Raw genomic sequence first — 22,841 nt, forward strand, 5'->3', positions numbered from 1 at the left:
AAGTCAGAAGTTCAGGCTATCGTAGGGCGCATGGCGGCGGGGAATATCAATGGCGGTGCGGTTGGGCAGGCACAGTGCGGTCTGGCCGGGGCGGCTGAGCCAGCCCTGGCGCACACAATACTGGCGTGGACTGGGGTCGCGCAGGATGCGCACCCGACCACTGGCAATCTGCACTTCGGTGGTGCCCAGCGGACCAGGGACTTCAATCCGGCGATCGTGACGCAGGCTCAGTGTGGCAAACACCTGGCCGTTGGCGCGAATCACCACGGTTTCGGCAATGCCATCCTGCCAGAAGCTGACAAAACAGCCCACCACCACAGCGGCCCCGGCCAGCAGCATCAGCCCATCACCAGGGGAGAGCAGCGGCAGCAGCCGGTTGAGCTGGGTGGGTCTCACAGTTGACGATGGCGAATCAGCACCTGCTCGTCGGCAAATGCACTGGCCAGGCGTTGAGCCAAGTAGACCGACCGATGCTGCCCGCCGGTGCAGCCCACCGCCACGGTGAGGTAGCTGCGGTTGTCGCGGGAGAATTCCGGCAGCCAGCGCGCCACCAGGCTGCGGATGTCTTCAAACATCATTTCCACCTGCGGCTCGGCGGCCAGAAAATGTGCCACCGGCTCATCCAGCCCGGTGTATGGGCGCAGCTGCGGATCGTAGTAAGGGTTGGGCAGGCAGCGCACGTCAAACACAAAGTCGGAATCCAGCGGAATGCCATGCTTGAAGCCAAACGACTGCACAATCAGCGTCAGCCGCGAATTGTCGGCGTCCACCAGCTGGCGCACCCAGCCACGCAGCTGGTTGGCGCTGAGGTCGCTGGTGTCGATGCGCTGGCTGAGCTCGTGAATCGGTGCCAGCATCTCGCGTTCTTTTTCGATGCACTCGGGGATGGTCAGCCCCTCTTCCGACAGCGGATGACGACGGCGCGTTTCGGAAAAACGCTTGATCAGTGTTTCGGTTTTGGCTTCCAGAAACAACAGGCGCAGGTCGATATCCAGCTTGCGCAGCTGATGCACGGCAGTGGGAAACAGCGACAGCATCGGCGCGCTGCGGGTATCCACGCTGATGGCCACCCGCTGGTAATGGTAGGCATGGATATTTTCCACCAGCTGCGGCAGCAGGGTGGAGGGCAGATTGTCAACGCAGTAAAAGCCGGAGTCTTCCAGAATTTTCAGGGCGACCGACTTGCCTGAGCCAGACAATCCGCTAATCAGGATCAGTTGCATGTTCCTGCTCTCGAAGGAAACGGGTTTGACGTTCGATAAAGTCGCGGGTGCTATCGATGCCGCGCAGCTGCAGGATGTAGTTGCGTACCGCGGCTTCTACCAGCACAGCCAGATTGCGCCCGGCGGCCACCGGCAGGGTGACCTTGCGCACCGCCACATCCAGAATATCCTGGGTTTCGCTCTGGATATTCAGCCGGTCGAGCTCGCGCATGGATTGATCGGTGGCCTTGACCAGATGGATGATCAGCTTGAGCACTTTTTTCGGTCGCACGGCGGTTTCGCCAAAAATGGTGCGGATGTTCAGAATACCCAGGCCGCGTACTTCCAGAAAATCGCGCAGCACGTCCGGACAGCGGCCTTCCAGCGTTTCCGGGCCAATGCGGTACAGCTCGACCGCATCGTCGGCCACCAGGCCATGGCCGCGCGAAATCAGGTCGAGCGCCAGCTCGCTCTTGCCCATCGACGATTCGCCGGCAATCAGCACGCCCACTTCCAGCACGTCCAGAAATACCCCATGCATGATGGTGGACGCAGCCAGCACCCTGGCCAGGTAAATGCGCAGCACATCCATCAGATAGGGCGATGGCTGGGACGAGGTCATCAGCGGCACATTGTGCTGTTCGCAGTAGCTGCGCAGCCCCTTGGGCAGGGCTTGATCGTTAGCGACGATAATGGCCGAGATGGCCAGGGAAAACAGCTGGTCGAGCATGCGCTTGCCCTCTTCGGGCGATTGCGCGTTGAGGTACTGCACTTCGGCCAGGCCAAACACTTGCACACTATTGGGGTGAATCAGATTGACGTGGCCCACCAGCGCCAGGGTGGGACGCTGGTCGTCGGTATGGATGCGATGATCGCCCCCCGACGTGCCGGCCACCCAGACCAGGTCAAGCTTGTTAACGTTGTCATTGAACAGACGGCGAACGCTGATGCTAGGCATGGGCAGGCCACTCGGCCAGCAGGCGGTACGCGGTGGCCGCGTCGGCGACGGTCAACAGCGTTTCGCGCAGCTGGCGGTTGGAAAATCGGTGGGCCAGTTCGGACAATACCTGCAGGTGCAAGTCATTGGCCTGATCGGGCACCAGCAGGACAAACAGGCTTTGCACCGGTTTGCCATCGGGTGAATCATAAGGAATCGGCGCTTTCAGCCGGATATAGGCCCCGGTGGCTTCTTTCAGCCCCTTGGCCCGGCCATGCGGAATGGCCACGCCCTGACCCAGACCGGTTGACCCGAGTTTTTCTCGGGCAAACAGACAGTCGAACACATCGCTGCGGGCGATGCCATGGCTGTTTTCAAACAGGATGCCGACCTGCTCGAACACGCGTTTCTTGCTGGAAACATCCAGATCCAGCAGCACATGTTCGGGGGACAGGATTTTGGCAATCAAACTCATTGCGTGACCCACGCTTTCACGGAACCGCGCCATTCTACGCCGGTTTGATCCGGCTGGGCAGCGTGCGCATCTGCGCTGCTGACATGGCTGGGAAGAAGGAACGGGCGGAAACCCGCAGGTTTCCGCCGTAGTGGATATCTGGCCGGGAGGAAACCCGACCGCGCCGCCACTTGGGCGCTCATGCCGCCAAGCGGGCTTTAGGCCTCGGTCGGAGCCTGCACCACAGCGGCCTTGTCTGCCGGGTGGTGGTCGGTCAGTTTTTCCTTGTATTTGAGCACCTGGCGGTCCAGCTTGTCAGCCAGGGCGTCCAGGGCGGCGTACATGTCGCTGCTGCTGGCCTCGACATGAATGTCCTTGCCTTTGAGGTGAACGTTCACCTCGGCTTTTTGTTCCAGTTTGTCTACCGACAAGGTCACGGCGACAGAAGTGACGTTATCGACATGACGGGTGATGCGTTCGAGCTTGGCTTCAATGTAGTCGCGCAGCGCGGGGGTAACGTCGAGGTGAATGCCGGTGATTTTCAGGTTCATAACCTTACTCCTTCCTGGAAAAACGCCACGTCCAACGGGACGGGCCGGGTTGAAGCTGTGCGGCGGGACAAGGCCCGCCGCGTGGCCGGCAGGGAGTGGCCTGATGCCCAGGCCGGTCTCCGTCATACTTTCATCGGCCGGCCCACAGCCGGCTTGAGGCCGTGGCACTCAGGCCACGGCGGAACAACATGATCAGATCGACTTGCGCAGGTTGACCGGCGGAATCTGCATGGCTTCGCGGTACTTGGCCACCGTCCGCCGCGCCACCTGAATGCCTTCAGCGCCCAGCATATCAGCCAATGCCGAATCGGAAAGCGGTTTTTTCGGGTCTTCGTTGCCAATCAGCAGGCGCAGCCGCGCCTTGATGGCAGTGGCCGAGCATTCTCCGCCGGAATCGGTTTCCAGCGCGCTGCCGAAGAAATATTTCAGTTCGAAGATACCCCGTGGACATAAAAGGAATTTTTGCGTGGTCACCCGCGAGATGGTGGATTCGTGCAGGCCAAGTTCGTCGGCAATGTCGCGCAGCACCAGCGGGCGCATGCCCACCTCGCCCAGCTCAAAAAACTGTTGCTGGCGCGCCACGATGGCCTCGGATACGCGCAGGATGGTGTCAAAGCGCTGCTGCACATTGCGGATCAGCCATTTGGCTTCCTGCAACTGCGCAGTCAGCTGCGAGCCGCCTTCGCGGTGGTGTTGCAGCAGATGGGCGTACAGCGAATTCACCCGCAGCTTGGGCATCGCCGCCGGGTTGAGCTGGGCGCGCCAGCCTTCCGGGCCTTTGTGCACCATCACGTCGGCCACGATGTACTGGGTGTTGTCGCGACCAAAACCGGCCGCCGGGCGCGGGTTGAGCGAGGCCACCAGCAGGGTGACCGCCTTGAGCATGTCGTCGTCACAGTGCAGCTGGCGCTTGAGCTTGTTGAAATCGCGGTGCGCCAAGAGCGACAGGTGTTCGTTGATCAGCACCTTGGCCAGCGTGCGCACCGGACTGTCCGGCAGGATGGCCAGTTGCAGGGTCAGCGACTCGGCCAGCGAGCGGGCCCCCACGCCCGCCGGTTCAAACTGCTGCAACAGGCGCAGGCCCACTTGCAGTTCGTCGGCGTCCACGCCGAGCTCTTCCGGCAGGTGGGCGGCGAGTTCTTCCAGCGACTGGGTGAGATAGCCATCGTCGTCGAGTTCTTCGATCAGGAAGGTGACCACGGCGCGGTCGCGCGCTTGCAGCGCGTGTTCGGCCACCTGGTCAAGCAGGTGCTCGCGCAGGGTTTTTTCCGCCACCATATTGGCGTGCGGGTCGAAATCGTCGTCGTGGTTGCCCGAACCGCTGCTGGACCAGTCGGACAGCTCCAGCGAATCGGCTGGGCCGTCGTCGTCGCGGCTGGGCTCTGGCGCGTCGTTATTGTCGTTGCCGGGCGTGTCGGCGCTGCTGGCCGGGGTGTCCGCCGTATTGGGCAGGGGATCGGGCTGGCCTTCGTCACGCTCCAGCATCGGGTTGTCGTGCAGGATGTTTTCAATTTCCTGCTGCAAGTCCAAGGTGGAAAGCTGCAAGAGCCGGATCGACTGTTGCAGTTGCGGGGTCAGGGTCAGCTGCTGGCTGACTTTAAGTTGCAGGCTCTGTTTCATTACGCGGGCTTCATCACGCTGTCACACGCCTACAGGCGGAAATGTTCACCAAGATACACCCGTCTGACGTTTTCGTCGCTCACCAGTTCGTCGGGGCGGCCTTTGGCCAGCACGGAACCTTCGTTGATAATGTAGGCATGATCACAGATCGACAAGGTCTCGCGGACGTTGTGATCGGTAATCAGCACGCCGATATTGCGTTCCCGCAGGTAGGCAATGATTTTTTGAATGTCCAGCACGGCAATCGGATCCACGCCGGCAAACGGCTCATCCAGCAGGATGAAGCGCGGGCGGGTGGCCAGCACCCGGGCGATTTCCACCCGGCGGCGCTCGCCGCCAGACAGGGCCAGTGCTGGCGATTCGCGCAGGTGGCCGATATTGAGTTCGTCCAGCAGGCTGGTCAGCTCGTTTTCGGCGTCTTCGCCGCGCCGACCGGCAATTTCCAGAATGGCCAGGATGTTTTCCTCGACCGTCATCTTGCGAAAGATCGATGCTTCCTGCGGCAGATAGCCCAGCCCCATGCGCGCACGCTGATGGATGGGCAGATGGCGGATATCATGCTGATCGATGCGCATTTCGCCACCATCAGCGCTGACCAGGCCAACAATCATGTAAAAACTGGTGGTTTTACCGGCACCATTGGGGCCGAGCAGGCCGACCACTTCGCCACTGCTGATATCCAGCGAGACATCCTTGACCACCGTGCGCTTGCCATAGCGCTTGTTCAGGTGGTGTACCGAGAGCACGCTGCGGCTCATTGGCCATCCTTTTTCTTGGGCTGCAAAATCACCGTCACCCGCCCGCCGCTGCCCTTGGCCGGGCTGGCACCGCCGGTGGGGCCGTTGGCGATGAAGGTTTCATCCTTGGTATTGTAGACCAGGGTCTGCCCCATCACGATGTCCTGGCCACGCTTGACTCTGGCGTTGTCGAACAGTTTAACCAGATTTTTACCGCTGTCGTATTCAATCCGCTGGCCCTGGGCGTCCATCCATTCATTTTTGCCGTCGATTTTCTGGCGGAAAGTGGCCGGGTTGCCGTGAGCCACGGCCAGATCGCCGCCGTTTTTGTCCTGGGTGACCGTCACCTGGGCGGCGCGCAGCAGAATGGTGCCCTGGGTGACCACCACATTGCCCTCGTAAACGGTGATGCCTTTAAGCTGATCCAGGCTGGCGCGGTCGGCTTCGATCTGGATGGGTTTGTCGCGGTCGCCCTGCTCGGCCAGGCTGTGGGCAGAAACGGCAGTCAGCGCCATGGCCAGCAGGCCGGACAGCAGGCGGTCATTGACGGGTCGGAACATGGGTTACCTTTACCTTGGACAGCAGTTTGACCTGCTGGGTGACATCGTTGTAAGTGAAGCCAGTGCTGCGCACCACGCTGGGGCCACGGCTGAGCACCGACAGCGCCGGCGAACGGGCGGTACGCTGCTCGGTGTCAATGGTCAGCTGGCTGCTGACCAGTTTGGCGGTGTCCTGCCCTGGGCTGTAACGCAATACGGTGACCTGACCTGGAAACTGGCTGATGCGGGTTTTCGGGTTATAGCGGCCATTGTCGCCGATGATTTCCAGTTGCAGCACGGCACCGGCGTACTGGCGCAAATGCGGGCGCAGCAAATGAATGGTGGGGTCATTGGGTTGCTGCCAGGCCTGCTGGCCGCTCAGGTGCTGTTTAACCTGGCCCTGGGCGTCAAATACCGTGGCGGTAAAGCCTTCCACCACGTAGTCTGGCGCTTCGGCGCGCTTGTCATGGCTGACGCTGGCGCTGAGCCAGTCGGTCAGCGACTGCAGCCAGAAGGTCAGCCCGGCCAGCAACGCCAGCAGCACCAGCGGAAACAGTTTGTTAGGGCGACGGTTCATGCCAGATACACTGCCAGCGCGTCATCCAGCTTGCCCTGGGCGTGCAGGATCAGTTCGCACAGCTCGCGCACTGCGCCGCGCCCGCCGGCGCTGCCGGTCACGTAATGGGCGTGGCTGCGCACCAGATTGGGCGCATCTGGCACCGCCACGGCAAAGCCCACCTGGCGCATCACCGGCAAATCAATCACATCGTCGCCAATATAGGCACAGTCTGCCGCGCTCAGCCCGGTATCGGCCAGCAGCTGGGCAAACGCCTCGGCCTTGTTGCCTATCCCCTGATACACATGCGCCACGCCCAGCGCCTGGGCGCGCACTTCCACACAGCGCGCCTTGCGGCCACTGATAATGGCCAGCGCCACACCGCTTTTGCGCAGCAGGGTGAGGCCCAGGCCATCCTGCGAATTGAACGCCTTGAGCTCGTCGCCGCTGTCGGTGAGGTAGATGCTGCCGTCGGTCAGCACGCCATCCACGTCCATCACCAGCATTTTGACCGGCCTGGCCAGGGTTTGTACTGTCTGCATAAGCTTTGAATTATCCTGTGTCACACCACGCCCGCGCGCAGCAGATCGTGCATATTGAGCGCGCCCACCAGCAGGCCGGCGGCATCGAGTGCCAAAAGTCCGTTGATCTTGTCCTGCTCCATCCGCTGCAGTGCCTCGGCGGCTAGCCGGTCGGCGGCAATGCTGCGGGGGGTTGGGTTCATCACCTCACCCACCGCGCGGCCCAGGTCAAACTGGCCACGGTCGAGCAGGCGGCGCAAGTCGCCGTCGGTAAACACCCCCAGCAGCCGCTGATTGGCGTCGCACACGGCGGTCATGCCTAAGCCCTTGCGGCTGATTTCGTACAGCGCATCTTTCAGCGCGGTGTCCGGCCCCACCTTGGGCAGCGCCTCGCCGCTGTGCATCACGTCGGCCACCCGCACCAGTAGGCGCTTGCCCAGGCTGCCGCCAGGGTGGGACAGGGCAAAGTCTTCCTCACGAAAATTCCGGGCGTCCAGCAGGGTAAGCGCCAGCGCATCGCCCAGCGCCAGCGCCGCCGTGGTGCTGGCCGTGGGGGCCAGCCCCAGCGGGCAGGCTTCGCGGCTGACGGCGGCGTCCAGATGGACGTCGGCCTCACGGGCCAGGGTGGAACCGGGTCGTCCGGTAATAGCCAGCAGGGCAATGCCCTTGCGCCGCAAGGCGGGCAGCAAGGCGATCAACTCGCTGGTTTCGCCTGAATTGGATAAGGCCAGCACCGCATCCTGCGCGGTGATCATCCCCAGATCGCCATGCGCGGCTTCTGCCGGGTGCATGAAAAAGGACGGCGTGCCGGTAGAGGCCAGCGTGGCGGCAATCTTGCGGCCAATATGGCCCGACTTGCCCATGCCGGTGACCACCACCCGGCCCTGACAGGCCAGGATGGCATCCACCGCACGTAAAAAAACCACATCCAGGCGGGCGGATACCGTCTGGATGGCCTCCGCCTCGGTGGCCAGCACATCGCGGGCCAGCGCCAGGCGGTGCAGGGAAACAGCATCTTCAGTCATACAGCCATCACACGGTATTACCGCAGGTCAACAAGACCGCAAGTATAACCAAGTTATAATGCCCCCGCATCGCGCCCATGGCGCTTACCGGTTGGCCTGACCAACCGCCCGATGGAGAAAATCGCCGCTCATGCATTCGCTTGCCCCTGTTGTTGCCATTTTGCTGGCTGCCGTTCTGGTGGTGGTCTTGTGCCGCCTCTTGCGGGTGCCGGCCATGCTGGGCTATCTGCTGGTGGGCTTTATTGTTGGCCCTGGCGGCTTGCAGCTGATAGCCGATACCGCGCAAACCCGCTTTCTGGGTGAAATCGGCATTGTGTTCCTGATGTTCACCATTGGTCTGGAGTTCAGCCTGGCCAAGCTGCGCGCCATGCGTCAGATTGTGTTTGGCCTGGGTGCGGCGCAGGTGGTAGTCACCCTGCTGGTGGTGATGGCGCTGGTGGTGATGGCTGGTGCCTCGCCGCTCACTGGCTTTGCCCTGGGCTCGGTGGCGGCGCTGTCGTCCACGGCGATTGTCTCCAAGCTGCTCACCGAACGGCTGGAGCTCAACGCCCCGCATGGCCAGCTGTCGATTGGCGTGTTGCTGTTTCAGGACTTGGCGGTGGTGCCGCTGCTGATCCTGATTCCGGCGTTTGCCTCGCATTCTGCCCATCTGTGGCAGGACCTGGGCCTGGCGGCGCTGAAAGTGGGCGGCGTGATGGTGCTGCTGTTCAGCATTGGCCAGCGGGTGATGCGGCCATGGTTTCATCTGGTGGCGCGTCAGCGCTCGTCCGAACTGTTCATGATCAATGTGTTGCTGGTGACGCTGGGCGTCTCCTACCTCACCGAACTGTCTGGCCTGTCGCTGGCGCTGGGGGCGTTTGTCGCCGGCATGCTGATTGCCGAAACCGAATACCGCTATCAGGTGGAAGAAGACATCAAGCCCTTCCGCGATATCCTGCTGGGCTTTTTCTTTGTCACCATCGGCATGCGCCTGGATGTGTCGGTGCTGACCGAGCAATTTACCCTGGTGCTGGTGTTTGGTGTCTTTCTGGTGCTGGGCAAGGCGCTGTTGATGTTTGCCATTGCCCGCTTGTTTCAGTACAAGTCTGGCGAATCGCTGCGCAGTGCGGTGGCGCTGGCGCAGGGCGGCGAGTTTGGCTTTGTGCTGCTGGCGCTGGCCGGCAACCTGGACTTGATTGCCCCGCAGGTGGAGCAATCGGCGATTGCTGCCGTGCTGTTATCCATGCTGGTGTCGCCGTTTCTGATTCCGCGCAGCGACTGGCTGGTGCGCAAGCTGATTCGCGCCGACTGGATGATGCAGGCGGCTGACCTGCACCAGATTCTGGTGTCCAGCATGCTGCGCAGCGAGCATGTGCTGATTTGTGGTTATGGCCGCAGCGGCCAGGCGCTGGCGCGGCTGCTGGAACGCGAATCCATCCCGGTGTTTGCCCTCGACCTCGACCCGGAGCGGGTGCGCGAAGCCGCCGCCGCTGGCGATGCGGTGGTGTTTGGCGACGCAGCCAAAAAAGAAGTGCTGCTCGCCGCCGGCCTGATGCGCGCCAAGGCGCTGGTGATCACCTACTCCGACACCCATTCATCCATCCGTATCCTGCAGGTGGTGCAGCAACTGCGCCCGGATCTCACCGTGATTGTGCGCACGGTGGACGACTCCGATATCGACCTGCTGCGCGAAGCCGGTGCCGATGAAGTGGTGTCGGAAGTGATGGAAGGCAGTCTGATGCTGGCCTCGCAGGCGCTGATGGCACTGGGCGTGCCGCTGAACCGGGTGCTGCGCCGCATCCGCAGCGTGCGCGAAGAGCGCTACAGCCTGTTTCGTGGCTTTTTCCGTGGCGTGACCGATGAAAGCCTGGCCATGGACGACGCCCAGCAACCGCGCCTGGCCGCCGTCACCCTCACCCCTGGCTCGGCTGCCGTGGGCAAGAGCCTGGGCGAACTGCATCTGGGCGCGCTGTGTGTGCAGGTGCGCACCGTCAAACGCCGCTCGGCCCGGCATATCGCCCCGGAACTGGACTTTGAACTGCATGCCGATGACGTGGTGGTGCTACTGGGCACGCCGGAGCAGATTGGCACGGCGGAACTGCTGCTGCTGGGGGGGAAGCATTGACGGGATGCCAGGAGGGTTGATTTTGAGAAAGTGGTTTTTGCAAAAACACCGGCACAGCCACATCAAGGCATGGGATGGCTGCTGACGGTTTTTCCAGCGTTTCCCAAGTATGAAGGGCACCATATCATGACGGATTCAGACACAAGCTTGCACACAAAGGTTGGTTTTATGCGAATTTACCCAAGCAATTTGCCTATATTTGTTTACGGCACGCTGAAGAAGGGTGGCTTGTACCACAGCGATGTGGTCGGGCAAATAGAAGACAGCAAGGATGGCATCGTCAGGGGGGAGCTGTATTACAAGATTTTCCGGAAGAACTGCATACCGGAAGTGACTGCCGCATTCGACCCCCAGGGCGGAAAAAACATCGCCGGAACGTTGCTGTTTCCGCGTGAAAACCAGTATTACAGCTTGCTGGCCAAACTGGATGAGCTTGAATTCAATTTTGATATGGACGGACAGCGTTTACAGCGGAAAGACCGCTTGCGCGTGTACCTGCGCGATATCACGCTGTGCACGACCGAGCATGGGGTGTCTTACCTGGCGTGGTGCTATGTGTATCACCCGATTATCTCGATTCCAAGAAGCAATATCATCAAAAAAGAAAACGGCACGGTGACCTTCAACCCGGAACTTGCCCGGCGCTTGCTGGAAAGTGGCGAGATCAAGGAAGACCGGATGCCATCGTGACGCGTGGCTGGCCATGGCAGGATGCCTCCCCGGGCCATGGCCAGCCACGCGTCACGGATTCTTGAACAGATTGAACTGGTTGGTCAGCTGCTCTTTCAGCACCTGTTGTTTTTCCAGATCGGTTTTCTTGTCTTTCACCAGCGCATTGAAGTCCAGCGCATAGGTGGGCGCGCTCAGTTCGCCGGTGATCTTCAGCGGCACATTCATTTCCTTGGTGTTGGTGAACACCAGAATATTCGGCTGCACGCGCATGGCGTAATCGATGATGCTGCTGACCAGATCCACCTTGCCGTGGCCCTGCAGGCTGAGCAGATTGGCGTTCAGCCGCAGGTCCTGGTTACGCGCCACGCCGTGGTTCAGGTTGAACTGGGCGGTCAGGCTCTGGAACTCAGTGCGCTTGCCGGTGTTTTCCCCCAGCCGGCCCAGCTCGGCAGGCAGGCGCTTGATCGCATCCACCAGGTCCACCCCCAGCAGCGCGCCTTCGGTCAGGCCAACGCGCACCGTGCCGCTCAGGGTTTTGCGTAATTGGGTAAAGGTTTGTCCTTCGGCGGTCAGCGTGGCTTCCAGCCGGCCCTTGCCATCGAGCTGGTCAAAATCGAGCAGGTCGCGCAGCAGCGGGCGGATATTCATGCCGGCCAGGGTTTCATGCACCACCAGGCGCGGTTGTTCGCCGGGGGTGAGCTCCAGGCGGCCATTCAGGTTGCCGCCGTAGATCAGCGCGGTAATGTCTTCCAGCAGCAGCTTGTTTGGGGTGAATGCCAGTTTGCTGCCCACTTGCTGCATGGTGAAGCGTCCGGCAGTCAGTTCGGCAATGCGGATGTCGCCCGTCAGGTTGAGCGCCTTGAGCCAGTCCAGATCAAATTTGCGGTTGCCGTAAAACAGGCCCACGCGATTGCCGGTGGATTCGGCCAGATAGCGGTTCAGGTCGAGTTTGCCCAGGCTGAGGCGGACATTGTGCAAGGGGGTGATAAAACCGTCCTGTTCGCCGGTAAAGTCAAAGCGCTGCCCGTCAATGGTTCCGCTGAGCCGGGTAGACACATGCTGGCGGCCCAGGTTGGCCGTCAGCTCGCCTTTGGCGGTGGCCTTGAGCTGGCCGCGCGGCAGCAGCGGGGTGGCCAGGGTGGTGTCGGCTTTCAGTGGGCTCAGACGGATGGTTTCCCAATCGTTCAGCGTGACCGGGGCTTGCAGGTGGGCGGTGAGGGTGTGTTCGCCAGGCGCTTTCCAGCTCATGGCACCGGTGAGCTGGCGGGCGGTGAGGGTTTGCCAGCGTCCGGCGATGTCACTGAGCTGGCCGGAGAAACTGTAATTGGAGCCCTGGTTGTTCAGCGCGGCGTTGAATTCCAGTGTGGGGGCGTGAAAGCCATCCTTGCCCAGCGACAGATCCGCGCTGGGCATGCGCGCGGTGATGGCTACCGACGGTTCGCGGCTGCTCAGGGTGGCGTGCAGGGTTTCGGCGGTCAGCTGGCGCGACACCGGATTGATGCGCACCGTGCCGGTCAGTTCGGCGCGGCTGTCGCTCAGCCCGGCCAGCAGGCCATTGGCGGTGAGCTTGAAGCTGTCCAGGGTGAATTGTTCGTCAGCCACATTCAGCGGGCTTTCCAGCACCACGCTGGCCTGGTGTTCACCGCTTTTCAGCAGGCCCGCCACGCTGAGCTGGGCGTTGCCGAGCATGCCGCTGGCTTCCAGTGCGCCCTGGTTCAGGCTGAGCTGGCGTTTGAATACCTGGTCGTCCAGTTGAATGTTCAGGTCGGCCAGCTTCAGCCAGTCGAGTTTGACCGCCATCGGCAGCCGGGTCTTGCGCGCCAGCAGGTCGGCAAAGTTCCAGTCGCCCTGGCGGTCACGCTGCAGATTCAGCTGCACACCGTCCAGCTTGATGGCGTGGATGACTTTATTACCCTGAAACAGCGGCAGCCAGGCCAGGCGCACTTCGGCGCGGCGCAAGACCAGAAATGGGGTATTGCCGTCGGTTTCGCTCAGGCTGAGCTGTTCGATCTTGATGCCAGGGCGGGGAAAGATGGCCGGGGTAATCGGGCCAGAGAGGGTGAGTTGACGGCCATCGGTTTGCAGGGCGTCGCCTAACTGCATGCGTACTTGTTCGGCGTCAAACTTGGAGTAAATCACCGTGATCATTGCCAGCAGGGCGGCAATGCCCAACCCGACCAGGGCCGCAATGAGTTTGAGTCGGGGAAGGGTGAACCAGGAAAGACCGGGATTCCATTTCATGGGGCAGTCAAGCTCCGTGATGCGGCAGGCGCCGGGCGTCTAAAAAAGGAGACGATGCACACATCGTCTGCGTGCAGAGCAACAAGCCGGCAGGGGCTTATGGAGCGGGTGAAGGGAATCGAACCCTCGTCTTAAGCTTGGGAAGCTTCAGCTCTGCCATTGAGCTACACCCGCTTGGGAAGTGCGACATTCTTACCGAAAATGTCCGCTTTGGCAATCAGGCCATGGGGCTGATTGCGGTCAGCGCCAGCCGGGCCGCTGGCACCGGGCGCTGATTGATGTGGGTTTTGGCTGTGGTTTCAGGCGCTTGGCGCGGGGATGGCCACGTGCTGGCGGACAAATTCGGCAAAAGTTTCCGCCGGTAGCGGACGGCTGAAAAAATAGCCCTGCGCCTGGTCGCAGGCATGGGCACGCAGAAAGGCCAGCACTTCGGCGTCTTCCACCCCTTCGGCAATGGTGGCCAGGTTCAGGCTGTGCGCCATCTGGATCACCGCACGGATGATGGCCGCGTGTTCATCGCCCTGGTGCAGCTGGCGGACAAACGACTGGTCGATCTTGAGCGTGTCCACGTCAAAGCGGGTGAGGTAGGACAGGCAGGAATAGCCGGTGCCAAAGTCGTCAATCGACAGGCGCACGCCCAGTGCCTTCAGCCGCTGCAGGGTGGAAATCACGTTTTCCACATCGTGCATCAGCATGGATTCGGTCAGCTCCAGCTCCAGGCAGGTGGGCGGCAGGCCGGTGCGCGCCAGGGTGTGGGTGACGCTGTCCACCAGATTGCCGCGCTTGAACTCGACGCCCGACAGGTTGACCGCCACCACCAGCTCGCCCAGCCCTTCGGCACGCCACTGCGCCAGCTGACGGCAGGCTTCGTACAGCACCCATTCGCCAATGGGCACAATCAGGCCGCTTTCTTCTGCCACCGGAATGAACTTGCCCGGCGGCACCATGCCTTGTTCCGGGTGCAGCCAGCGCACCAGCGCTTCGGCACCGACAATCCGGCCTGTGGTCAGGTCCAGCTGTGGCTGGTAGTGCAGGATGAATTCATTGCGCAGCAGCGCATTGTGCAGGCCGTTGCGAATCAGCAACTGCTCGGCGGCATGGCTGCCGTGCTGGCCGGTAAAGAAGCGGAAGGTATTGCGCCCGGCTTCTTTGGCCGCCCGCATGGCCGCTTCGGCTTTTTGCAGCAGGGCGTCGTAGTCGCTGCCGTCATCCGGGGCCAGCGCCATGCCAATCGACAAGGTGGTGTGCAGCGCCTGGTCGGCCACCAGCAATGGGGTAGAAAACGCAGCAAGCAGCGCCTGGGCGCGCTCGGTCAGCGAATGCAGTTCGCGCACATGCGGCACCATCAGCAGGAACTCGTCTGCGCCATGACGCGCCAGCATGTCGTTATTGCCCATCTGGGTGAGCATGCGCGACGCTGCCGCCTTGAGCAGCTGGTCACCCGTGGCCTGGCCCAGCGAGTCGTTGATGGTTTTGAAGTTGTCCAGGTCGATGTACAGCAGCGCCACGCACTCGTCACGCTGGTTGGTGGCCTGGGCAATCGCCTCGTTCAGGCGCAGCTTGGCGCGCTGGCGGTTGGGCAGGTCGGTGAGCGGGTCGTGGTGAATCAGGTATTCGGCACGCGCTTCGGCGGCCTTGCGTTCGGAAATGTCAAAAAACAGCCCGACATAGTGGGTCAGCTGGCCGCTTTGGTCGTGTACCGCCGACAGGCTCAGCCATTCGGGAAATACTTCGCCGTTTTTGCGCCGATTCCAGATTTCCCCATGCCAGTGGCCTTGCTGGCTCAGGCTGGTCCACATGGCTTGGTAAAACGCACCGTCATGGCGGCCCGACGCCAGCAGCTTGGGGGTTTGTCCAAGCACTTCGGCGCGGGTGTAGCCGGTCATGGCGGTGAATGCCGGATTGACCGACACAATCCGCGCCTGGGCATCGGCCACCAGAATGCCTTCGTTGCTGTTCTCGAACACCTTGCCCATCAGGCGCAGGTTATCGGCTTCGCGGCGGCGCTCCAGCACGATGCCGATGATGGATGCGCCGATTTCCAGCAGTTTCAGGTGGAAATCGCTGGGCGAGCGGCTTTCAAAGCTGGACAGGGCAAAGGTGCCAATAATTTCCTGGCCGGCGCGGCGGATGGGCATCGACCAGCAGGCTTTCAGGTTGAAGTCTATTGCCAGGTCGCGCAGGTCGGCCCAGCGCGGATCCATCAGGGTGTCGCTGACAAATACCGGTTGCTGCTGGTAGAGCGCATTACCACACGAGCCGGCATGCGGGCCGGGACACAGCTGCTGCAAACGGGCAATACCTTCCGCCGGCACGCTGGGGGCAGCGTACACATTCAGGCGGCCCTGTTCGTCCAGCAGCATGACCGAACCAACAGCGTTGGGCAGCAGGCGCTCTTCAAGGCGGCATACCTCGTTAATGATGTCCAGCGGGTCATGACCCTGGGCGACCGACTCCAGAATAGCCTGCTGCAGATGCAGGATATCCTGTTGCTCAGCATGGCTGAGCACGGGTTGAGCGGGAACGCCGGGGTCAGTGACCGGGCAAGAACCGGGATTCATGACAGCTCCGGGAATGGGATTGTTTTCAGCTTAGCGGATTTTACCGGTGCTTAACATCCATCGGATACAGTCTTGCATGCCATTTCGGGTCATTTTACTGAAAATTTTTAGCGTGACTGCCAGCGTTGCGCACTCCAGTGCACCCACAGCAGGGTAGCCCACACCACCCAGCCCGACCACAGGGTGTGCGACAGAAAGTGCGCGCCACGCAATTGCTGGCCCAAACCCATCAGCAAACCGAGCAGCAACCCTCCCCACCAGGCAGCCCGCGCCCGGCGCGGATGGCTGTCGTGCCAGACAAAATACAAGGCCATCCAGACAAAGCCGCCCGAGGCATGCCCGGCTGGAAAACAGCGCCCGGCGCTGACGCCGTCGGGCAGGTGGCCAAACAGCGGCACATAGGGCGCATGGCCGCCAAATTCGAGCAAATCCCACGGGCAATGGTAAGGCGACTGGCTTTTCAGCAATGACACCATCAGGCTGGCCAGCAGGGTGGCGACAAACACTGTCAGCCAGCGCTGGCGCTGGGCACGGCTTAGCCCCAGACGCTGCCCGGCCAGCGCCAGACCCAACACCGCCACGCCACCCAGCAATGACAGGTTTTTCAGCCAGACATGGTTGAGCCGTTCCAGCCAGCGGTGGTGTTGCAGCGGAAAATGCCGGCTGACCGGGTCAAACCACGGCTGGGCCAGTGCGTGGTCCAGCTGACCATCGCGCAGCCCCCAGCAGAACAGCCCGGCCAGGAGGGCCAGCCACAGCAGCTGGCGCTGATAAAACGCCCGGCTCAGACACAGTCCGCGCAGCGCGCCATTCAACGGGAAAATTGGGCTCTGAGGGGCCCAGGGCAGGGAAATTGACTTCATGAGGGGAAAGGTCCGGGCAAAGACAGCGTGCCACCTTGCCGCCCTCTGCTTAACCCCGCCTTAACTTGGCATGCCGGCGTTCAGGCGGCAGGAGTCAGGCTGGCCTGCAAAGCCGGGATGCAAAGCGGTTTATGGCGTGACCCGGCCTTTATTATGCTTTTGTTGCAAATAAGCCAGCGCAGGGTGGCGGGTGTGTCAGCAAACCGGGAGACGGTAAATTGCCGCAGTGCAAAAAACCCTTTTTAATACAATGGTTATAAGCAGAACTTGGCGCACCCAATCAGTTTTTGTGATTAGCCCTGTTTTGCCAGCAGGACTAGTATATTTACCTTATGTGAACGCCTGTTCACTTGCGCAGACAAATAGGCCGCCCACGCGGCTTGGCCGGGTTTTTCTGTTGCACCGCAGTGCCAATCTGCACTGGAACAGGCCCACCCTGATGTTTGGGTCTGGCCGTGCGCCAGGCCTCCCCTGTGTTGTTTCTTCCTCGTGTTGACTCCCGATGGCGCTAGCCAAAGGGAGTTTTTTTATCGGCCTTCGCTATGCCCCCAGCCAGCGCCACAGTCCGTACACCACAAAACCGCTGAGGATAGCCGCCAGCGTATGCCGGCTGAAGTAGGCCACCAGCGCTGCTGCCAGCGTGCCGGGCAGATAGGCATTGCCGGGCGATACGTCTACCGCCCCTTGCGGGGCCAGTGCCATCGGCACAATCAGCGCGGTCAGCACCGCCGCCGGCACATAGCGCAGGCTGCGTTGCAGCCAGCCAGGAAAGCGCAGCCGATGGCCAAACACCAGAAAACTCAGGCGGATGCCAAACGTCAGCACCAGCATGCCAAGCACCGCCCAGACCAAATGCAGTGTCATGTTGGCTCCTGTTGTGCCGGGGGTTCTCCCTGGTTTTCCACCCACAGGCCGCCCAGCACCCCCGCCAGCGCCGCCAGCATCAACCCCAGCTTGTAGGGCAGCTCGCGCGCCAGCAGCGCCACCCCACCCGCCAGCAGTGCCGCCACCGCCACCGGGCGCTGACGCAACTGGGGTGCCACGATGGCGGCAAAGGTGGCCAGCATGGCAAAGTCCAGCCCCAGCGCCGCCAGGCCAGGCACATTCTGGCCCAGACCAATGCCCACCAGTGTCCACAGTTGCCAGTTCAGATACATTGCCAGCGACGAACCCAGCCAGTGCCATTGCCCACCGCCAGCCATGCCCTGGGTGCGCAGGCGCTGCTCGACCACCGCAAAAGTTTCATCCGTCAGCCAGAACGCCAGCGGCCAGCGCCAGCGGGCGGGCAGATCGCGGGCGTAGGGCAGCAAGCTGGCGCTATACAGCGCATGACGCAGATTCACCACCAGCGTGGTCAGCCATATTACCGGCAATGCTGCGCCGCCGCTGATCAGGCTGACCGCAACAAACTGCGATGACCCGGCAAACACCAGCGCCGACAGCGCCAGCACTGACCATACCGGCAGGCCGCTGCCAATTGCCAGCGTGCCAAAAATCACCCCAAATGGGGCCGCGCCCACCAGCATGGGCAGAGTATCGCGTGCGCCATCCAGCAATGGCGACCAGCGTGAGGTCATGGTGAGCTCCTGAATGAACGGGTTAAATAACGGCGGCAGGCAGCACTGGCTTGTCGGCACCTTACCTTAAGGGGCGCAACTCCGCCCAGCACACGCCAGATGGGCCATATGCCACGCCCCTGGTGGTGCTGCTCTGCCCGCTGATAGGCCGCCGGGGGAGACCCCGCGTGGCGCGGAAGTCGCGGGCATAGGCTTGATGGCGCGCAGATATGGCAGCGATCGGCATCCGGCATCGGCAGGGACAGAATATTCTGGCACAGCCTGCGCAGAACTGGCTTGAACGATCTTGTGGTTCAGCGGGAGCTGGCGTTAATGGCTTGTGCGCCATCTGCCACTGCCCGATGGGCGCTGATATAATCGCAGCGCGCCGTCGTCCGCCTCTGCGCTGCGACATGATCCATCTCTGAAGAAAGACGCCCCATCCAGCATGGCCACCCGTGATTACAAAAACAGCACGCGCCCTCCCCGCAGTGGCAGCGGTGCAAGCAAGGGCGCTCCGCCGCCGCCGCCGCCGCGTAACACGTCGCCCAGAAAGCCATCCGGGAATACTGGCGGCAGTAAAAAGGGCGTGGTGGTCGGGGTGCTGATCGGTTTGATGGTTGGGGTAGGGGCGGCAGCTGGGGTGGCATTTTATCTGAACCGCGCCGCCACGCCGTTTGCGCCGCGCGAAGCCAAACCGGCCAAGGAAGAACCTGCCGAGAGCATGGTGGCGCTGCCGCCGCCGGATACACCACCGGCCAAACCGGCTGCGCCGCCCGGTCCGGCCAGCCTGGAGCCGGGCGCGCCCATTCAGCGCGCGCCAGATCTGAGTGCCAGCCTGCCGGTGAATCCGCTGCTGGACACGCCACCGCCGCCTGCCGCCGCCGCACCTGTGGCTGCCCCGGCAGAGAACAAGCCAGAAGACAAGCCGGCACGCAAGGCAGAAAAGGCCGAACCTGCTGCGCCGCAAACCCCGGCGGAGAAGCACGCCAAGGCCGAGCCGCCGAAATACGATTTCTATAAAATCCTGCCCGGCAATAACCCGCCGATTCCGCAGGACAAGCCTACGCCAGAAAAAGAGCCGGCCAGCGCCGAGAAAACCAAGCGGATTTATCTGCAGGTGGGGGCTTACCAGAAAGAAGTGGACGCCGACAATATGAAGGCCAAGCTGGCGCTGCTGGGGGTGGAGGCCAATATCCAGTCGGTGAACACCCCGGAAAAAGGCTTGTTGCACCGGGTGCGCGTGGGCCCGCTGACCCGTGCTGAAGACGTTGAGCGCTTGCGCGCCCAGTTGAAGATGAATGGATTGAACCCGACGCCAGTCAAGGCAGACTAAGCCGCAGTTCACGCTCAGCCACGCCAGGCTGGGCGTGTCGGGCGTTATTCAATACTGACAGAAGGAAACTGGCATGATGAAAAAATGGTGGGCAGCCCTGTTGCTGCTGGTGTCGGCCTGGGCCATGGCGGATATTCAACTTGGGCGTGACTACACTGAACTGCGCACCCCGCAGCCTGGCGGCCCTGCTGGCAAGGTGGACGTGATCGAGTTTTTCTCTTACGGCTGCATCCATTGCTATCGGCTGGAGCCGTTTGTGGAAAGCTGGGTGCGCAAGCAGCCGGCCCATGTGAATTTCCGCCGCGAGCAGATTGTCTGGGACAAGTCGCTGGAGCCGCTGGCTCGCCTGTTTGCCACCCAGCGTCAGCTGGGCCTGCTGGACAAGCTGCACAAGCCGGCGTTTGACGCGGTGATGCGCGACAAGCAGAATCTGGCCGACGACAAAGTGCTGCAGCCGTGGCTGAAGGCGCAAGGCGTGGATGTGGCCACGTTCATGCAAACCGCCCAGTCGTTCGGGATGGCCAGCCAGGTGGCCAAGGCGGCCAAGATGACCCGAGATTACCAGGTGGAAGGCACGCCGGTATTTGTGGTGGGCGGGCGTTATGCCACCATGGCGGCAGAACCCAGCCGCCTGCTGCAGGTGGTGGATGAACTGGTGGCCAAGGTTAAATCCGGTCGCTGATCGACTCTGCCAGGGGCCGCGATTGCGGCCCCTGGCGCATGGCTGTTTCTTGAAAGCTGTTGATGGATATTCTGTTCTTGTTCAAGGCCCTGGTGATGGGCGTGGTGGAAGGCATTACCGAATTTTTCCCGATTTCCAGCACCGGGCATCTGATTCTGGCCGGTGATCTGATTGGTTTTGACGATGGCAAGGGCAAGGTATTCGAGGTGGTGATCCAGCTGGGTGCCATTCTGGCGGTATGCTGGGAATACCGTGCGCGCATTGCCAAACTGGCTGCCGGTGTGCCCAATGACCCGGTGGCCCTGCGTTTTGTGGTGGGCTTGCTGCTGGCGTTTCTGCCGGCGGCGGTGATTGGCATCCTCACCATCAAGACCATCAAGCTGTATTTGTTCAATGCCGTGGCGGTGGCGGTGGCGCTGGTGGTGGGCGGGCTGGTTATCCTGTGGGTGGAGTCGCGCCCGCAACAACCGCGAATTACCCGCATCGAAGACCTGCGCCTGCGTGATGCGCTGAAAGTGGGCTTTGCCCAGGTGCTGTCGCTGATTCCGGGCACATCGCGCTCCGGGGCCACCATTATTGGCGGCATGCTGTTTGGCCTGGACCGCAAGGTCGCCACCGAGTTTTCGTTCTTTCTGGCCATCCCCATCATGTTTGCCGCCACCGCCTACGATGTGCTCAAACACTGGCAGGCGTTTTCCCTGGCCGATTTACCGGTATTTGGCGTGGGCTTTGTGGCGGCTTTCCTGTCGGCGTTTGTGGCGGTTCGCGGCCTGCTGCGCTTTGTGGCGTCGCACACGTTTGTGGTATTTGCCTGGTATCGCATTGTGTTTGGCCTGGTGATCCTGCTCACCTGGAAGATGGGCTGGGTGGAGTGGGCAGCGTGATCGGTGTGCAACCTTCATTGCAATGCAACAAAGTGCTTGACGGCAGGAATCGACCCACGTATAGTTCACCTCTCTGACGCGGGGTGGAGCAGTTGGCAGCTCGTCGGGCTCATAACCCGAAGGTCACAGGTTCGAGTCCTGTCCCCGCAACCAAATACAGAAAACCCCTGCCAGCGCAAGCTTGCAGGGGTTTTTTCATGGCATGGCCGGTGTTTGGGGCCGGTGCCGATTCGCACCGCCGGTAGGCCAGCCAAAGGCTGGCCCCCAGTCCACCGGTTTTTCCCGCTGATTTTTCTGGCTCAGGCCGGATGGCGCTGCGCCAGCTTCTGGTTGCGCAGCAGGCACAGCATGTCACAGGCAATATGCGCCGCAGCAATCGCGGTGATTTCGCTCTGGTCGTAGCTGGGTGCCACTTCCACTACGTCCATGCCGACAATATTCAGTCCACCCAGATTGCGCACAATCTTCAGCGCCTGCGCGCTGGACAGCCCGCCAGGAACCGGCGTGCCGGTGCCCGGCGCAGCGGAGGGGTCCAGGCAGTCGATGTCGAAGGTCACATACACCGGATGGTCGCCAATCACCCGCTTGATTTCCGCCAGCGCGGCGTCTGGGCCATGGTCGTGTACCCACGGCGCATCCAGCACCTTCACCCCCATAAAGTCGTCATTCCAGGTGCGAATACCCACCTGCACTGACTTGGCCGGGTCAATCAGCCCGTCCTTGATCGCCTTGTAGAACATGGTGCCGTGGTTGAGCGAATCTGGCGAATCATCCGGCCAGGTGTCGCAGTGGGCGTCAAAGTGCAGCAGTGCCAGCGGCTGGCCGTATTTTTCTGCATGGGCAATCAGCAGCGGGTAGGTGATGAAATGGTCGCCGCCCAGGGTGAGCATTTTGGCTCCGCTGGCCAAAATGGTGCGCGCGTGTTCAACAATGCTCGGTTTGATGCTCAGTGGGTTATGCGCGTCAAACCAGCAATCGCCATAATCAATCACTGCCAGGTCGTCAAAGGGGTCGAAGCCCCACGGGTAGGGCTTGAGTTCGGCCAGCTGCACGCTGGCGGCGCGGATGGCCTGCGGGCCCAGCCGCGCGCCGGAGCGGAAGGTGGTGGACAGATCCAGCGGTACGCCGGAGATCACCACGTCGGCACCGTGCAGGTCCCGGCTGTAGTGGCGACGCATGAACGACAGCACGCCAGCGTAGGTGTTTTCAATCGACGAGCCATACAGGCCCGGACGGCGAATTGCGCCGTCACCATAAATCATCTCGGTCATGGTTTTGCTCCACAGCAGAGCACGCCGGCGTGACTGCGCCGACGATTCCCGTCCATCTTGCCCAGCCGACGGGTTAAGGCTGGCGCGCCCACGTGGGTGCCAGCGCAGTGTGCCGTGTGCCCGGCCCGGATGCAAGGCGTGCCGCAACTGCACCGTTTGAGTGCGCACGCTGGTGCGTCCGCCCATTTTAGGACACGCTGGCTGAGGTCAAGACCAATCACGCCATCTTGAGCCCGTTGGCTGAAGGGGCTATGCGGTGCTTTTGCGCTGGCGGCACCGCCTTGTCACGCACGCTCATGCCAATTTTATAACAGGTGTTTTTCTGCCATTTTCCATAGGGTTGCCTGAGAAAACCATGCGTGATGGCTGTTTTTCAGCAGGATTGATGCTTGACGGTTCAAACGCTTGGCACAGCTTATGCTTTGGGGTCGATGAAACTTTTATTCACGCAGGGCAAAAAATGGGGAACACCATGGGGAAATACCAGGAAACAGCCATTTGCCGGGCTTGCCGGCAGGCTGGGCAAGGA

The 22,841-nt window shown here is 61.6% G+C and carries 22 protein-coding genes and 2 tRNA genes; 6 read left to right on the forward strand and 18 right to left on the reverse strand.

Features of this window, described 5'->3' with window-relative positions; all coding sequences use genetic code 11:
- Window positions 1-3 precede the first annotated feature (3 nt).
- The 11 genes from BXU06_RS01690 to BXU06_RS01740 form a co-directional block, all read right to left on the reverse strand.
- On the reverse strand, window positions 4-396 hold the full coding sequence (locus BXU06_RS01690) for a NusG domain II-containing protein (protein ID WP_253189498.1): 393 nt from the start codon (window positions 394-396) through the stop codon (window positions 4-6).
- Complete coding sequence (rapZ, locus tag BXU06_RS01695; RefSeq protein WP_077296231.1) at window positions 393-1,223, reverse strand: RNase adapter RapZ; 831 nt, start codon at window positions 1,221-1,223, stop codon at window positions 393-395. The genes BXU06_RS01690 and rapZ overlap by 4 nt, the downstream gene beginning before the upstream one ends.
- Window positions 1,204-2,160 (reverse strand): HPr(Ser) kinase/phosphatase, encoded by a 957-nt coding sequence (gene hprK / locus BXU06_RS01700; RefSeq protein WP_077296233.1) that lies wholly within the window; start codon window positions 2,158-2,160, stop codon window positions 1,204-1,206. The genes rapZ and hprK overlap by 20 nt, the downstream gene beginning before the upstream one ends.
- Window positions 2,153-2,614 carry a PTS IIA-like nitrogen regulatory protein PtsN gene (gene ptsN / locus BXU06_RS01705; RefSeq protein WP_077296235.1) on the reverse strand — a complete coding sequence of 154 codons (462 nt, stop codon included), beginning with the start codon at window positions 2,612-2,614 and terminating at the stop codon, window positions 2,153-2,155. The genes hprK and ptsN overlap by 8 nt, the downstream gene beginning before the upstream one ends.
- Before the next feature lie 197 nt (window positions 2,615-2,811).
- Complete coding sequence (gene hpf / locus BXU06_RS01710) at window positions 2,812-3,144, reverse strand: ribosome hibernation-promoting factor, HPF/YfiA family (RefSeq protein ID WP_077296237.1); 333 nt, start codon at window positions 3,142-3,144, stop codon at window positions 2,812-2,814.
- A 192-nt stretch (window positions 3,145-3,336) separates the two neighbouring features.
- Complete coding sequence (locus BXU06_RS01715; protein ID WP_077296239.1) at window positions 3,337-4,764, reverse strand: RNA polymerase factor sigma-54; 1,428 nt, start codon at window positions 4,762-4,764, stop codon at window positions 3,337-3,339.
- A 29-nt stretch (window positions 4,765-4,793) separates the two neighbouring features.
- Window positions 4,794-5,522 (reverse strand): LPS export ABC transporter ATP-binding protein, encoded by a 729-nt coding sequence (lptB, locus tag BXU06_RS01720; protein WP_077296241.1) that lies wholly within the window; start codon window positions 5,520-5,522, stop codon window positions 4,794-4,796.
- Entirely contained in the window at window positions 5,519-6,061 is a 543-nt protein-coding gene (gene lptA / locus BXU06_RS01725; protein WP_171982080.1) for a lipopolysaccharide transport periplasmic protein LptA, read from the reverse strand. The genes lptB and lptA overlap by 4 nt, the downstream gene beginning before the upstream one ends.
- Window positions 6,042-6,617 (reverse strand): LPS export ABC transporter periplasmic protein LptC, encoded by a 576-nt coding sequence (gene lptC, locus BXU06_RS01730; RefSeq protein ID WP_077296243.1) that lies wholly within the window; start codon window positions 6,615-6,617, stop codon window positions 6,042-6,044. The genes lptA and lptC overlap by 20 nt, the downstream gene beginning before the upstream one ends.
- A complete protein-coding gene (gene kdsC / locus BXU06_RS01735) occupies window positions 6,614-7,138 on the reverse strand; it encodes a 3-deoxy-manno-octulosonate-8-phosphatase KdsC (RefSeq protein WP_077296245.1) in 525 nt (174 codons plus the stop codon). The genes lptC and kdsC overlap by 4 nt, the downstream gene beginning before the upstream one ends.
- A gap of 20 nt (window positions 7,139-7,158) precedes the next feature.
- The gene (locus tag BXU06_RS01740; RefSeq protein WP_077296247.1) at window positions 7,159-8,142 is read right to left on the reverse strand and encodes an SIS domain-containing protein; all 984 of its coding nucleotides are present in this window, start codon (window positions 8,140-8,142) and stop codon (window positions 7,159-7,161) included.
- 130 nt (window positions 8,143-8,272) lie between these two features.
- Between BXU06_RS01740 and BXU06_RS01745 the strand changes: the two genes are divergently transcribed.
- The gene (locus BXU06_RS01745) at window positions 8,273-10,246 is read left to right on the forward strand and encodes a monovalent cation:proton antiporter family protein (RefSeq protein ID WP_077296249.1); all 1,974 of its coding nucleotides are present in this window, start codon (window positions 8,273-8,275) and stop codon (window positions 10,244-10,246) included.
- Window positions 10,247-10,315: 69 nt separating this feature from the next.
- Window positions 10,316-10,936: a gamma-glutamylcyclotransferase family protein gene (locus BXU06_RS01750; RefSeq protein WP_077296251.1), complete on the forward strand. Its 621-nt coding sequence runs from the start codon at window positions 10,316-10,318 to the stop codon at window positions 10,934-10,936.
- Window positions 10,937-10,987: 51 nt separating this feature from the next.
- Here the strand turns inward: BXU06_RS01750 and BXU06_RS01755 are convergent, their stop codons facing one another.
- The 6 genes from BXU06_RS01755 to BXU06_RS01780 form a co-directional block, all read right to left on the reverse strand.
- The gene (locus BXU06_RS01755) at window positions 10,988-13,159 is read right to left on the reverse strand and encodes an AsmA family protein (protein ID WP_077296253.1); all 2,172 of its coding nucleotides are present in this window, start codon (window positions 13,157-13,159) and stop codon (window positions 10,988-10,990) included.
- A 100-nt stretch (window positions 13,160-13,259) separates the two neighbouring features.
- Window positions 13,260-13,333: transfer RNA gene (locus BXU06_RS01760), tRNA-Gly, on the reverse strand.
- 125 nt (window positions 13,334-13,458) lie between these two features.
- Entirely contained in the window at window positions 13,459-15,720 is a 2,262-nt protein-coding gene (locus tag BXU06_RS01765; RefSeq protein WP_216352522.1) for a bifunctional diguanylate cyclase/phosphodiesterase, read from the reverse strand.
- Window positions 15,721-15,827: 107 nt separating this feature from the next.
- Window positions 15,828-16,583: a phosphatase PAP2 family protein gene (locus BXU06_RS01770; protein WP_077296255.1), complete on the reverse strand. Its 756-nt coding sequence runs from the start codon at window positions 16,581-16,583 to the stop codon at window positions 15,828-15,830.
- A gap of 540 nt (window positions 16,584-17,123) precedes the next feature.
- The gene (locus tag BXU06_RS01775; RefSeq protein ID WP_077296256.1) at window positions 17,124-17,447 is read right to left on the reverse strand and encodes an AzlD domain-containing protein; all 324 of its coding nucleotides are present in this window, start codon (window positions 17,445-17,447) and stop codon (window positions 17,124-17,126) included.
- Window positions 17,444-18,160, reverse strand: coding sequence for an AzlC family ABC transporter permease (locus BXU06_RS01780; RefSeq protein ID WP_077296258.1), 717 nt, complete (start codon window positions 18,158-18,160; stop codon window positions 17,444-17,446). Before BXU06_RS01780 ends, BXU06_RS01775 begins: the two co-directional genes overlap by 4 nt.
- A gap of 580 nt (window positions 18,161-18,740) precedes the next feature.
- On the opposite strand from BXU06_RS01780, the gene BXU06_RS01785 reads away from it, so the two are divergent.
- The 4 genes from BXU06_RS01785 to BXU06_RS01800 all read left to right on the forward strand — a co-directional run bounded on the left by BXU06_RS01785 (window position 18,741) and on the right by BXU06_RS01800 (window position 21,194).
- The gene (locus BXU06_RS01785; protein ID WP_253189499.1) at window positions 18,741-19,475 is read left to right on the forward strand and encodes an SPOR domain-containing protein; all 735 of its coding nucleotides are present in this window, start codon (window positions 18,741-18,743) and stop codon (window positions 19,473-19,475) included.
- Between the two features lie 73 nt (window positions 19,476-19,548).
- On the forward strand, window positions 19,549-20,157 hold the full coding sequence (locus tag BXU06_RS01790) for a thiol:disulfide interchange protein DsbA/DsbL (RefSeq protein ID WP_253189500.1): 609 nt from the start codon (window positions 19,549-19,551) through the stop codon (window positions 20,155-20,157).
- A gap of 62 nt (window positions 20,158-20,219) precedes the next feature.
- Window positions 20,220-21,041, forward strand: coding sequence for an undecaprenyl-diphosphate phosphatase (locus tag BXU06_RS01795; RefSeq protein ID WP_077296260.1), 822 nt, complete (start codon window positions 20,220-20,222; stop codon window positions 21,039-21,041).
- A gap of 77 nt (window positions 21,042-21,118) precedes the next feature.
- Window positions 21,119-21,194, forward strand: a tRNA-Met gene (locus BXU06_RS01800).
- A gap of 146 nt (window positions 21,195-21,340) precedes the next feature.
- Here BXU06_RS01800 and speB read toward each other — a convergent pair.
- Window positions 21,341-22,312 carry an agmatinase gene (gene speB, locus BXU06_RS01805; RefSeq protein ID WP_077296268.1) on the reverse strand — a complete coding sequence of 324 codons (972 nt, stop codon included), beginning with the start codon at window positions 22,310-22,312 and terminating at the stop codon, window positions 21,341-21,343.
- Window positions 22,313-22,841 lie beyond the last annotated feature (529 nt).

This window comes from Aquaspirillum sp. LM1, assembly GCF_002002905.1.
Lineage (GTDB): Bacteria > Pseudomonadota > Gammaproteobacteria > Burkholderiales > Aquaspirillaceae > Rivihabitans.